Source organism: Metabacillus sp. GQ13, from assembly GCF_059758525.1.
The window spans coordinates 262,149-276,679 of the sequence record NZ_JCAXET010000002.1 but is presented as its reverse complement, the minus strand read 5'-3'; the positions used below and the strand labels follow the sequence as shown (position 1 = coordinate 276,679).

General features: G+C 36.7%; 7 protein-coding genes. All 7 read right to left on the bottom strand.

Going from position 1 to position 14,531, the window contains the following annotated elements:
- Positions 1 to 266 precede the first annotated feature (266 nt).
- A complete protein-coding gene (locus AC6CHR_RS03445; RefSeq protein ID WP_498247088.1) occupies positions 267 to 4,088 on the bottom strand; it encodes a glycoside hydrolase family 30 protein in 3,822 nt (1,273 codons plus the stop codon).
- A 735-nt stretch (positions 4,089 to 4,823) separates the two neighbouring features.
- On the bottom strand, positions 4,824 to 5,969 hold the full coding sequence (locus tag AC6CHR_RS03440; RefSeq protein ID WP_498247087.1) for a glycoside hydrolase family 76 protein: 1,146 nt from the start codon (positions 5,967 to 5,969) through the stop codon (positions 4,824 to 4,826).
- A gap of 272 nt (positions 5,970 to 6,241) precedes the next feature.
- Complete coding sequence (locus AC6CHR_RS03435; RefSeq protein ID WP_498247086.1) at positions 6,242 to 7,294, bottom strand: oxidoreductase; 1,053 nt, start codon at positions 7,292 to 7,294, stop codon at positions 6,242 to 6,244.
- Between the two features lie 119 nt (positions 7,295 to 7,413).
- Positions 7,414 to 8,283, bottom strand: a complete 870-nt coding sequence (locus AC6CHR_RS03430) for a sugar phosphate isomerase/epimerase family protein (protein WP_498247085.1) — start codon at positions 8,281 to 8,283, stop codon at positions 7,414 to 7,416.
- Between the two features lie 37 nt (positions 8,284 to 8,320).
- Entirely contained in the window at positions 8,321 to 9,283 is a 963-nt protein-coding gene (locus AC6CHR_RS03425) for a Gfo/Idh/MocA family protein (protein ID WP_498247083.1), read from the bottom strand.
- 204 nt (positions 9,284 to 9,487) lie between these two features.
- Positions 9,488 to 10,504 carry a Gfo/Idh/MocA family protein gene (locus AC6CHR_RS03420; protein WP_498247082.1) on the bottom strand — a complete coding sequence of 339 codons (1,017 nt, stop codon included), beginning with the start codon at positions 10,502 to 10,504 and terminating at the stop codon, positions 9,488 to 9,490.
- 102 nt (positions 10,505 to 10,606) lie between these two features.
- Complete coding sequence (locus AC6CHR_RS03415) at positions 10,607 to 14,455, bottom strand: GH92 family glycosyl hydrolase (protein ID WP_498247081.1); 3,849 nt, start codon at positions 14,453 to 14,455, stop codon at positions 10,607 to 10,609.
- Between the last annotated feature and the right edge of the window lie 76 nt (positions 14,456 to 14,531).

Below are 14,531 nucleotides of genomic sequence, written 5' to 3'. Positions count from 1 at the left end.
AATTTTATAGATTATATTAAATTGAAATATTTCTTTTGAATATCATTTATTTTTACCTATCTTAAAATATTTTTACTTCATTGGAATGACCTGATTCAAATGAAGGATTTCCCCCAAAAATTTGCGATACTATCCCTTTTATGTAACTAGATAAGTGCACTACCTCTTTACGAAAAAATATGTACATAAAGCGTAGTGCACTCCAACCAATCCTTCTTGCATAGATTTAGTATGATCCACGATAGATTAATACTGTCTACTGAACTTTATTTTTCTGTTAATCCCTCTACTGCTATCTGTAAGGATGTTTGTGCAGCAGCTACCTCTTCAAGAGTTACTTGTGGATTTTTTATAACAGCTTTTGCTCCTAATAGTGCCTTATGGAAAACTTTCCAACTTTCCTTATTGTAGTTCTTATGGCTTTTTTCTTTATTTTCATCATACAATTTCTGCAGTTTATCTTTATTTACTTCAACTTTATTTTTTCCTGTAATAACATCAATACCATCCAAAACAAAAGATCCACCTTTAACAACAACTTTAGCTGTGTGTTTGGTATTTTTTAGTCCTCGAATGTTATATGATGTTTGTCTGTCTCCTATCGAATAAATCCTGAAATTCTCATCAATTAATTGATTATCAATATACACGTCAATTAATGCATCCGGAGTCGCTCCGAATAAATTGAATCCTGATCCTTTAAAATCGAAGATCATGCTACTGTTCGTACTCTCAGCTATTGGTGTACTGTAGATATTTACCCCACGGTAATCCATGAAGGTTTCTTTCTTTTCATTATCTTTCAGTGATACTTTTAGTGTATGTGGCTGTTCTTCAAGGCCTTTTACAGAATACATCACACCAGTGTTGGGATCTACGCTAAAGTTACCGACATCTACACCATCAAGTTCGAAATTATATTGTGTTTTTTCTCCACTCCCAGCCAGGTAATCAATCCCTGAACCCGTGAAGTTAATTAAAATATACGGATCATCATTAAAATCCGCCCAAGCATTTGTATTATTTGATCCCCATGCGACATTCTTTCTAAATGCATAAACTGTATTTTCTTCATTCCCTATGAGTGATTCATCTGATAGTTTAACGATATTATTTGCTGCTAATTTTTTCACTGCTAATACAGGGTCAGTTGTCACTATTTCAGCTTTGCTAAAGCTAATATACTTGTCTTTTGCTATGACTTTAAGTGTATGTTCCTTATCTTCAAGGTTCTCCGCAGACCAGACTTCCTGATTAATTTCGCTATTGTTCAAATAATTTGCTTCACTAACTAGTTCTCCATCTAAATAAACATCTGCTGTTCCATTTGATGGATTTGTTATACCAAATAGCCTTATATCAGTGCCTTTAAATTCAATCTCAAAGGAAGCACCATCTGATCCCCATGCATTTACACTGTTGGATGACCAGTTTCCGGAATAGAATACTTTGTTCACAGTCCCTTGTAACGTTGTTGAGTCATTGAATCCCACTGTTACTCCGTTCCAAACTGGAACATTTGATTTTGCAGTCATTTGCGTTCGGTTAAAATGAGCATATCCAGCCTGTGTATAATCCCATTTACCAACATACCCAATTGGATCCAAGGAATTAGTATTCTTCAAAGCTTCATCTTCTGATTCGTATACCTTACCTTGTGCACTGTCATATTTTTCTGATTTATAGGTGTATCCTTTAATTGGATCTATACGTAAATTATCGAAAAGCGTTTCATAGTAGCCAGACCCTAACGCAACTCTTCCAGTCATTACAGTTGAAGAAACGTCAGTATAAGTTGCGATTTCTTTTGTGTCAAGATACAGTGTAAATACATTTTCTTTAGCCTCAAAAGCTAAATTATGCCAAATCTTGTTATCGAAATCTTCAATCGTCCCACTTTTTACAACGTTCCCTAATTTAAGAATTTCATAGCTTCCATCTGAATAAACTCGTGCATTATATGGTGCATGTGAGTCTTGTCCTCCTGCTTTTGTTTGTCTGACACCGATTAAAGCATAATTACTTCTATTCTCAACTTCCGGTGTATGCAAATCTAATAAAAAGTCATAGGAAACTTTATAATTCACCCAACGGTAATCACCGAGAGTTGTGTTTGGGTTACTGGTAGATGCTGAACCATCTTTCCCTCCCCAAACTGCCCAATCTGCACCAATAAGATCATGAGTTATTTTCTGTTGTAACATATTTCCATGAGCCTTTGCATTTGGAATTTCTAGATCAGTACGTACTTCGCTTTCACTAGATTGCTGTTTGGTAGCCTTTTTAACAACTTCAAAAGCACCAATCTGATCTGTAGTATAACGAGGTGTACCTCCACGACGATCAACATAATCTCTGCCCTTTTTATCTACAGGATATTTGTCATATTCAAAATTATCGGTATATGGTAATGGCATGATTGTGTCTTCCGTTACATCAACTGGTTGTGATTGATATTCAAAGCCTTTAACTTTAGATTCTTTATCTAATGTTGACATGGTCACGATTGAATAAGGTTTCACTTCAACTTCATATTCACCATCTTTTGGGGTGATTTTGTTGACATTTTTAAACCAATTAGCATCATAACTTTGTCCTTCCTCTGCCCCACGTGTTTCCCAAACAAAGACTGGTACATTCTCTTTGCCATTTAGATTTTTAGTATTAATCTTATATTTACGTGTCTCCTTTGTATTATTTGCAAAAACTGTTGTATAGTCATCAGTTTCTGGATCTTTTAATGTTAGATAATTATGAGTACTCGTATCGACATCTACACCGCCATCGAAGAAATCCCCATCACTATATGTTGCATCTTTCACATACATCCACCGCTCATTTTCTGGTGTGGTGTGATCATCATACCCGACAAAGTTCATAACATGACGAACTCCTTGTAACCCACCATCAATTTCATAAAAACCAGACCATGGATCATATGCACTTATCAAGTGTTTCGGATTGTATGAAGAGCCTTCATAAAAGGCTGCAACTGAAGGTTGAAAATCAAATGAAACCGCATTAAGTGGATTGTTACCTGCACCTGTCCATGAATAAACTGAAATAATTCGCGATGTTACATCGATAATCCCTGCTTTTCCTCCAAGCCCTTGATAATTCGGCTCCATATTTTGACGATATCGAGCATTTATCATTGGTGCAATTCCCTCAGATACCCAAATTTCTTTAGGCTGTTTTTCTTCTGCTATCAATTTTTTTTGCAATTGAGTAAGTTCATTTGAACCAGTCAGACCATAATGGGAACTGATTACATCAATTTCATCAATCAAATCTGGATTATCTAGAAGTGTACGACTAATCGTTGCTGTATCACGGTAGCCATCTGCAGCAACAAGTTTAATATCTTTGTAGTCTGAGTCATAATTTGACTCTTCTTTAATGTTTGAAGTAAAGTATTTCAGCCATTCAACTTCATTTTTACCATTATTTTGTGCTTTTTCATTTTGAGAGATCCCTACATAATCTAACCTAAAGCCATACTCATCATAAACTGCATCGATTGTCTGTTTATACCATTGATATCGATTCTCATAATCCTTATTTGCGGCACCATTCCATGACCAACGCGGTTCACCCCAACGTAATATTTCGGTTGTAATATCTCCGTTGATTGATTTGGCATCGGCGGCAAATTGGAACCCCGCTCCTCTAAGCACATTTGCTGGTTCATCTGCATATCGCATTGTCGCAGGCTCAGTACCTGAAGATGAATTTACATCAGCACCTAACTCTACTTTTACGTGAGATAGACCAGCCCCAGTTTCTGTATTAAACAGCTGATTCATCATTTCCCAATATTCCTTCGGATGCTCTTCTTTGTAATCTAACATTAAACGAGAAGTATTATTAGCTGTTACCGTTCCAAAACCTTTAAATCGATTATATTTATCTACATTGTTCCCATCTATTGTAATTGTTTTAGTGATATCTTCAGCTTTTGTTTCATTTGTCTCCATAAAGACAACGAAAGCCAACAACATGGAAGCTAAACATAAATATCCAATAATCGTTTTGAATTTTCCCCTTTTACTTACCATTTTAATAATCATTCCTTTCCCTTCGCTCAAGACATAAAACGATATAAAAACGTTTCACTTAGGGCGATTTTAGTTTTTTATTTTTAGGTAATAACTAGTTAATACGCTAATTATTCTGAGATGATTATGTACATTCGAACTGAATATACTGCAATTCTATGATTCTGGTAGATAGTGTCAAACAGGAAAGTGAAAATATACAGCTAATTAAATTCTTTCTTTTTTAGAAAACCAGACTCTCTCGTTCATTCATCAAGTACAAAGATTCGAATAAAAAGATTCCTATTTTCATTCCAAAATAAAAACAATGCTTCTCATATATCCCCCTTCCCGTTTCAGGACAAAAAGTTGTTAGCGCTTTCATTATTTCATATTATCTTTCGTTTCTTATACCATTATATTGACTTCATTTAATGTTTTTTTTACATCTTTGAACTGTTTTATCCTCTCATTTTTTTATTTTTACTATTATTAGTTCATGAACATATTTTCTCATTTAACAAATTTTAATCAATCTTATCACTTTATACATTCCATTATTGATAGCAGTTGGAGTCGAAGTGTGTTGAAATATCCTTTTTTCAATAGGAGTAGATGGTGTAGTCCTTAATTTTAAACTAGATCATGATCTTATAGTAAAGCCATTATGACCCTACACTTATTAACCTTTTATTTAGAATGTTAAGTTGGAGAAAATGGATCAACAACATACAAAAACACCTACCTAGGATATTTTCTTAGGTAAGTGTCTTATTAATCCTTGTACTATTTATTATCATTTTTCTTAGCAAGATTTGCGTAAATTTCTATCATTGCTGACTGTTCAATTAAAGGTACAGGTTTATTCTTATCTCGTTGGAACAATCCTGTTTCTGGGTCTCTTACAGTTTCCCACATCTTATCAGCATAAGATTGAGTATATTTTCGATATTTATTATTGTGATTAACAGATTCTAAAAGTTGAAGATTTTCAAAGTAGATTGCGTTAAACTCTGGTGGTTGTGTATACAATTTAGAATCTCCGAAATACTGAAGGGATTTATCAGCTATTTCTTCAGCAAGTTTAATGTATGATTTATCTCCTGTTGTTTGATAAAACAGTACATTTGCTCCAATCATCATGCCTTGATTGTAAGTCCATTGTGTTTTTTCAATGTTGCCATCAAGGTCAATATGATCCCAATATAAACCATTTGGTGCGAGCATACAGCTGTTTACCCAATCATATGTTTTTTTAGCCCAATCAAAATAGTATTTTTCCCCTGTAATCTCATATAAATATAAACCAATTTGGGCTACTGGTGCATTTGAAATGGTATTCCTGTCATTGCTCCATGGAGCTTGTGTCCAGAATATTCCACCCTTACAAGGATGTGAAGGGTCATCATCCCATCCATATACTTGCAATTTAAATATATCTTTTGCACGTTCTAATGCAAATTTATCACCTGTCATCTCATACAACTTAATAAAGTTCAAGGCAATCCAATCATTATCATCATAAAACTTATCTCCACCTTGCCCAAGAGGTGGACGAACATATGAGTCGTATCCTGCCGGAGCGGTCTCATTATTCCAATACAATTCCAGTCCTTCTAAACGATCGTTTCTATCACTAACGTACTGTTCTCCTATTTTTGGAAGGCTGGACATATCAATTGTTGCCGCCATTGCACGTGCATATGGCCATACATAAGAATAAGGATTGTTGCTCACATGTGGATATTCTTCGGTGTAGAGCATAACATCAGATTTATAAAAGTATTTTTGCAACGATTCGTAAGAAGTTACGGCTCTATCTACATTCTTCTTTTGATTGGATGCAGCAGATATAGAATGACTAGGAACTATAAATGCTACAGTCAATATAATCATGCTGAATAGCATTCCAACTTTACGTTTTTTAAACATATTTCTCCTCCTTTGTTTTATATAATTACCCTTTTTCTAGTTCTACCACCTCCTTAATCGTTTTATCATTTCTCATTCAGCATAGGTATCTGATAGATGTGAAGCATCGTAAACTTATAATAGGCATATTCATATTGTGCACTATGGCTTACTTGCTTAGAGAGTCATCTAATTGTTAAAGTATGATGAATTTTAATTACTATTTTCTGTGCACAAAGGATTTGTCCCCCCGTGCACAGGATAATCGGGTTGAAGAAAGAAAATCTATTTTATTAAGTCACTTCCAGGGTTCTCTGCTCCCTATCACTTTGAAGTGCTAATTCTATCAAATAGATAGACATGCGTGCCTCTTCTGGTTTAACTATAAGTTCTTCCCGCCCCATAATATGTTCATATATATTTTGATAGAATGATTGGTAAGAACCTGGAATTGTTTCAACACTCCCTACAACATGGAGGTCGTTTATAGACGTGTTTAATTTACCCCACCACTTCTTCAATTCTATTCCCCAACCAGGAGTAGCTGGAGTTAAACCTGTTTTTAAGAACTCTTCTTGTGGATCTTTTCCGTACTTAACAAAAGAACCTTTTGATCCATGAATCGTATAACGTGGACCTTGCTCTCTCGAAAGCATGGAAGATTTTATATAAATGCTTAAGCCATTTTTATAGCCTAACGTTACATCGAAATAATCATTAGCTTCTGTATCTGGTCGCAGTGTACGGATATTAGCATTAATAGTATTTGGTTTACCAAAAAGACAAAGTGCTTGATCGAGGAAATGGACTCCAAGATCATAAAGTACACCTGACCCAACGGAACTGCTATCTCTCCATTTTGTAGGATTAGCTATTGGGCTGAAGCTCTCCCATCGAAATTCAGCCTCAGTAATCCGACCTAACGTCCCATCGTTAATAACCTTTTGTATGGTAAGGAAATCTCCATCCCACCTGCGATTATGAAAGACACTGAGCATCTTTCCCTTCTTTTTGGCTAAGGAAATTAATTCATCCGATTTGCCGGTGGTTGTTGTGAAAGGTTTCTCAACAACCACATGTTTTCCCGCCAATAATGCATCTCTTACAAAATTAAAATGATCAGTACTTGGTGTTGTGACAACGATAAGATCAATATCTTCATCTCGATATAGTTCCTGCACATTGTCAACAACCTCCACCCACGGATAACGCTCCTTTGAGCTTGTTCCCTTACGCTGTACAATCTTACTTAATTTCATATTCGGTATTGTTGATATAATCGGAGCATGAAAAGTACTAGCAGCAAAGCCATAGCCTATAAGACCAACACGAACATTCTCGTTCATATTTTCCTCCTCCTTTTACCATTCAATTACCGCCATTCATGATTTTCAATACATAAAGAAAAGAGTACGCAAAGAGCCATTATTCCGTCATTAACAACATGTCTATAAAACACCTAATATTATTTAAAGTATCGTCTTAAATGTTCTTGCGCCTTTACGATTCCTAATTGTTCAGCTTCTACGGAACCCCAGTAACGGTGATCTTCCAATTCAATACTTATCGGTCCCTGGTAACCAAGACTCTCCAAACGGAGGGCAATTTTCCCCCAATCCACTTCACCATGCCCAGGTATTGTGTATCGCCATGAGCCTTCTGAAAATTGATATTTTTCATCGAAGGTCGCCCTAATGACACCGCATTCATAAAGTTCATCCTGTAAAATTTCTGTATCCTTACCATGACAGTGATTAATTCTTTCACCGAATTCGGTTAATAACCGTACATAATCAATACCTAAACGTACGAGATGTGATGGATCGTAGGTCATACCAAAGTGTTTAGATGGTATTGATTCGAACATTGCTCTCAACATTTCCGGTGTACATCCTAGTGTTGGATAATATGGTGCTGGTCCTGGCCATCCTTCGATGGCAATATAGATACCCGTTTGTTCCGCATGACGGACAATTTCTGGAAACACTTCTTTCCAGATTGAAAACCCTTCCTTACGTGACAGCGTATGATCTTCCGGGACCAAACACATAAATAACACGCGTCCACCTAATTGTGATATATTTGACATCTGCTTTTTAAGTTTATTCACCGCATTAGCGCGATGCTTTTCATCTAAGCTAAATAGCTGAGCACCATTTGTTGCATCAACAGATCCTATACCTATACCACCCTTTTGACAAGCTGCTTTTACTTCAGGTGTTAAATCGGGTACATCAAGTGTATCCAAGCCAGCTTGTACTGCCCAAGCCACTACTTTATCGATTCCTTCTGCACCGATCTTTGGCGGTATTCTCATTCCAATATTAAAATTCATGATTTAATATCACCTCCATTAATATCTAATACTTCATTTAGTAAGGTTTATAACCTGCCGCTTCATAAACCATTTCCGACAACTTGACTACTTTTAACGCAAATTCACCTGGTACCTTTACTTCATGTCTTCCAAGTATCGCATTAATAAAACTTTTGTCTTGATTGGTTGTTTGTTTCGGTAATTCTGGAACAATAGGAGCCTCTCCTAATCGATGTAACACAATTTTATCGTTATCATAGAAAATAGCGCCGTCCTCACCGCAAAATACATAGGTTTCATGCCAGGAAGGTGAGTAACCAACAAGGTTCAGGCCAGCAACAGCCCCTTCCTCAAAGCGAATAGAGGTGAATGTATCTATTTCTACTGGAGCCCCTTGTTGTGATAACTGCGACTTTACTTCTACTGGCGTTAGTCCAGTCGTCCACAGTAACACATCAATAATATGACTACCTGAGTCCATCAAAAATCCACCACCTGACAATTTTGGATCCATCCTCCATGAATCACTGGTCCCTTGCCACCATTGCTGATACAGTGAAGCAGTAATCGATGTTATCTTACCAATTTCCCCGCCTGCTATAGCATCTCTAATATAGATAAATTCCGGCTGAAAATGACGTTGATAGGAAACTTGCAAAACCTTACCTGATTGCTCGGCGGTTTCAATTAATTGCTTCGCCTCATTAGATGAACACGTCATCGGCTTCTCTATCAATACATGTAATCCTTTTCTCAAAACATCTGTCGCTTGCTGAAAATGCAACGTATGAGGAGAGCAAATAACAACCCCATCTAATTCCACTTTATCAAGCATGTCATAGTACTCAGAAAATCCCTCTATATTCTGTAATCCTAATTTCTTTACAAACCGTTCTCTTGCCTCCACACTGACATCAGCAATCGCCTTAATTTCCACATTTTCCATTTCTAACAACTGATTACCATGTATCTGGGCCATTCCTCCGGTACCGATAAATCCAATGCGAATTTTATTCATTTGTTTCCCCTCCTATTAAACTCATATACAAACATCATGTATATATAAAGCTATTAATTAGACGCTTTAATACTGATATTCTCTATTCATTCCCCTAACCTTTTCCCACTATGATATAGTGAATACAGTCAACATCCTCTAAGAAAGAAAAGTGAAGATGAATCTTTTTTCTTTGCTAACTTCCACACAGGCCAATTCTTTAATTTATATTTTTTCCATAGTAATAACTTCGGTTATTTTAACTCTTCTACCTTGTTCATTAGATAGACTAGCAGCCTGATTTATTGACGTTAAACTAAGGATATCTTCTTCATTAATAGTTGGTTTACAATCTCCAATAATAGAATTTACCCATTGTTTGAGTGGCATTGGGAGGGCATCTGGTATTTGATCAGGGACAATCCAACCTTCACCTAGCTTTGTGCTTTTCAAGCGAATGTTTTGATCTTCGATTAACATTGTTCCTTGTGTACCATATAGTTCAAGTTGAAAAGGGGAACCATTCGATAGAAAACTAGTTTCAATTGTTCCAAGAACACCTGATTCATATTCTACAAGTACAACTGCATTGTCATCTACGTCATAACCTAATGTATCTTGTAATCTTGCTGTAACAGCTTTTGCTGGTCCTGCTAAACGATTTGTTAAATAAATCGGATGAGCTCCGAGATCAATTAATGCTCCACCACCGCACTCCTCTTTATTTAAAAAGTGTTTTGGAAGCCATCCATTCGGCTTCCCCTCAAATGGAACAGCACCATTATGAGCTACTCTACAGCGAATCGAAGTTAGTTTGCCCAGCAATCCTTTATCGAGTACTTCTTGAGCATATAAATAATAACTTTCCGTTAAGCGAGGTAAAGAGACCATTAACTTTACTTCATTTTCTTTTACAACTGAAATAATTTCTTCACAATCTTGAAGTGTAAACGCTAACACTTTTTCGGTAAAAATATGTTTTTTATGTTTAGCAGCAAGTGTAATAATTTCCTTATGAAGATTTGTAGGTGTATCCACAATTACTGCATCTACATCAGGATCCTCTAGTACTTTCATTAAATTATCTTCAAAACGGACTCCAAGTTTTTTAGCCCATTTTTCTCCGCGCTCTACAATTTCATCCCATACAACTGTAATTGTTAGGTATTCGTTTTGATTCGCTTGACTAGCATAATCATCAGCATGTACATGCCATTTACTTAACAGGGCAACATTTATCATGATAAGACCTCCAAATTTTTTATATCCATCGATGTCAGGAAGATAAAACAGATTTTAATATCTTGTGATATTAGTTTCTATGTTAACTATCCCTACAATATTTCACTCTTTACTTCCTTTCCATATTCTATTATTTTGACCATTTATAACTTTTGTGACGGCTTCAATCAGCGAATAAATATCAGCATTTAATTGCTCTTTTGCTTTCTCAGAGATGCTCGTAGCCTTTTTCTTATTCATATATTTTAAACAATCTCCTAATCCCTTGACTGCTTGCTTGTGCTGCCCTTTTTGAAACTGTACCAGCGATTGAGAAAGTTTAACATCCAGTTGTTTATTAAACGCTTCGTTAATCTCCCCAGATTCTACATAACTATTGAACGTCGATCCGACTTGAACAAATTTTTTCTGTAAATCACCATAACCAAGTAATTCAATTTGAGTCATAGAAGTTGATGTAGCTCCACCGTTTTCTTTAACCTCCATTCTGTAGAAGGAATAGGCACCACAGTTCTCAATTGTGAAAGGTTTGGTGAATTTACGCCATTGAAAACGTTCATTCTCTCTTCTATCGAGAACTTGCCAATCTTCACCATCTTTGGAGCCAATTAGTACCCAACTTTTCGGATCCTGTTTTTCATCATCTCCAGAAGTTATCGTGTACATCAACACTTCCACTGGTCCATTATCGAAACGATATTGTACCCACAGATTATTACTAATTATGGACAGTTTGGTTTGAGAAGTATTGTCAAATAGTCTTTGCGCCACATCTTTATCCGAATGATGAGATATCCCATCATTACCATCCGTTAAATCAAACATTGTCGTAGGTAGCAAAGATGTTCCGTTTGTTGCTATATCAGTAATCGAATTAGGTAAGGCGTCTGCACCTGTTCCCCACTCAGATGGCTCTCTTCCCATTTTAAACTCCAATTTTGCACCTTTACTCAGCGTTTCATGGTCTATCGTTAACTTATCATGAGATTTACCGTTTACTTTTAGGTTTTGTACGAATTTATTTTCATTACTAACATTTGGAGCTTCTATTATAATTGTCTTCCCATTTTCGAGTTGGATCTTCATTTTCTTAAAGTAAGGTGCTCCAATTGCATATTCAGGTGTGCCCATTTTCAGCGGATAAAATCCTGCGGAGCTAAACAAATACCATGCAGACATCTCTCCGTTATCTTCATCACCTGGATACCCTTGGCCTATTTCACTTCCAAGGTAAAGTCGGGATAATATTTCACGAACTATTTCCTGCGTTTTCGCTGGTTTTCCAGCATAGTTATACATGTAAGGAATATGATGGGATGGCTGATTACTATGCCCGTACATCCCCATCCTTATTTCCCTAGCTTCAAGCATTTCATGAATTACACTGTCATACTGCCCTGGGTAAGAGGCCGTTTCAGGAGTAGTGAAAAACGCATCGAGTTTTTCCGCCAATCCATCTCTACCTCCATATAAATTTGCCAACCCTTGACCATCATGTGGTACGTGGAATGCCATATTCCAAGCATTTGTCTCAGTATAATCACCGCCCCAGGCCTCAGGATTGAAGTTATCAGCATCTATTCTCCATTCACCTGTCGGCTTTTTCCCCATAAAGAAATTCACTTCAGAATGGAACATTTCTACGTAGTTTTGTGCTCGCTCTATATAATAATTTGCAGCCGTACTATACTGTTTATGATCTGGATTCGACTTATCTGTTTGCTTCGCCAGCTCCTTTGCTATATTAGCAATAGCAAAGTCATTGATGTAACCATCCATTGCCCATGACAACCCTTCTTCAGTCGAAGTGCTTGTAAAACGATTAAAAATAGATGTGGCTAACCCTTTTCTGCCCACACTCTTATTTTCGCTAGCTACGGAGGCATTCTTTAAAGCAGATTCATAAAACGCTTTGACATCAAAATTTGTTACTCCTTTTAAATAAGCATCAGCAAAAGCAACATCAGAGCTTGTGCCAACCATCAAATTTGCATAGCCCGGCGAAGACCATCTCGATATCCAGCCACCATCTTTATAATGTTGAACAAAACCATCGATCATCTCACCAGCAATTGATGGTGTAAATAAGGAATAAGCTGGCCATGTCGTTCTGTACGTATCCCAGAAACCATTATTGACATAACACTTTCCTTCAACAATATTGGCACCCGTCTCGGTCGATGTATTTTCTTTTGTTTGTTCTGAAAATGGACTAGCATACTGATAGTCAGGTTTTGCTTTTGTTCCCGTATTTTCATACCCTATGTTAGGATATAAGAACAACCGATACATATTGGAATATAGAGTGGTAAGCTCGTCTTCACTTGCCCCTTCCACTTCAAGTATTTTCAGTTTTTCTTCCCATAATCTTTTTGCCTCTTCCTTCAAACGTTCAAAAGTAGAATCCGGTTTAATTTCCTGTTCAAGATTCTTTTTTGCTTGCTCCACGCTAATCAGCGAGGTAGCAATTTTCATTGTGACTGTTTTGTCTTCACCCTCGATATCAAAACGAAAATAGCCAGCAACATGATCCCTATTCTCTCCAGTTAACTTCCCGCTGTCCGTTACTTTCTTATCAAAGGATGCATAAACGAACATCCTAGTAGCTCCATCAGAAAGGTTGCTTTTTACATCTGTATAGCCGGTGATTATCTTTTGATCTGGCTGTAAAAACAAGCCACCATTATTGTCTACGTTGTCAAAAATTAGATTTGATTTTTCATCAGTAAACGTAAACTTAAACATTGCGGCACGGTTTGTTGGTGTTATTTCTGTTTGAATACCATTCTCGAATGTAACACTATAGTAATGTGGCTTTGCTATTTCATTTTCATGCTTAAATGGAAGCGCTCGTTCATTTCTGTTAGCACTAGGCTTTTCTGACGCAAAGGGCATGAATTGGAATGTCTGACGATCTCCCATCCATGGGCTTGTTTCATGACTGAGAGAAAATGCCTGGATTTCCGGTAAATTTTCTGTATTATTCGCTTGTTGGTAGGTGTAAAGCCAGCTAGTGGAACTAGCATCTGTCACTGGAGTCCAGAAGTTAAACCCGTGTGGTACGGCCACAGCAGGGAAGTTGTTCCCTCTAGAAAAGGTTGAATTTGAATTTGTCCCTCTTAAAATATTCACATAATCAACAGGACTTTCATATGTTTCGCCTTTTGAATCCTCTTCAATTTTAATATCATCTATACTACCTTCAAAAACCCCAGGACCTTGTTTATTATCATAAGCCACTAAAATTCGATCAATAATTTTTCCTTCGGCCACTTTTCCGATGGCAGATGATTTGTAGTTCCACTGATTCGGATATAAGGTATCAGATTCCCCCTGTGCCTGGGGATTTAGTTCAATGCCGTGCTGATCCTTTGCCCCAAGTTCACTAAGATATATTCCATCGGTAAATGCAAGATCGATAGACACATAGGTACTAGAATAATTCCTTTGTTCCTCATCCATAAACTGCGGATGAATATAATAGGAAAGTTTTGACTTGGAAGTAACAGTAATATTTACGTCAAATACCTTATTATAAGAATAAGCTCTTCCTTCTAGAGTATGCCTACCAGAATACTGAAAAGCCTTTCCTCCTGTCCAGCCTGCATTGACCTTTCCTGTGTAACTACTTTTCGGACCGTTCCCTATTTCTGTTTTCATATTCTGTAGCTTACTTTGGTCTACCAAATAATAAGCGTCCTCTTTTGGTTGCTTGACAGTATTTGTTGTAACATCTTCTATTGAATGAGGGATATTCCCTTGTACCAATTCATATGAAATACCTCCTGTAACTCCTGAGGCCATTTTATTTCCTTTACTGTCAGTTTCTACAGTATTTTCCCATGTAAGTTGTTCGTCCCCATCCTCGAACGAAGTAAAGAAGTCAGTTGTTTCTTCGTCTTTCTCAGAGGATGGACTAACAGTAGGTTGAGTTCCGTAATTTACACCCATGTTCGCATGGCTCCTATAAGAAATTTTTGTTCTCGCAATTTATTAATATAGTTTTGATATTGATTAGTAATTTTGC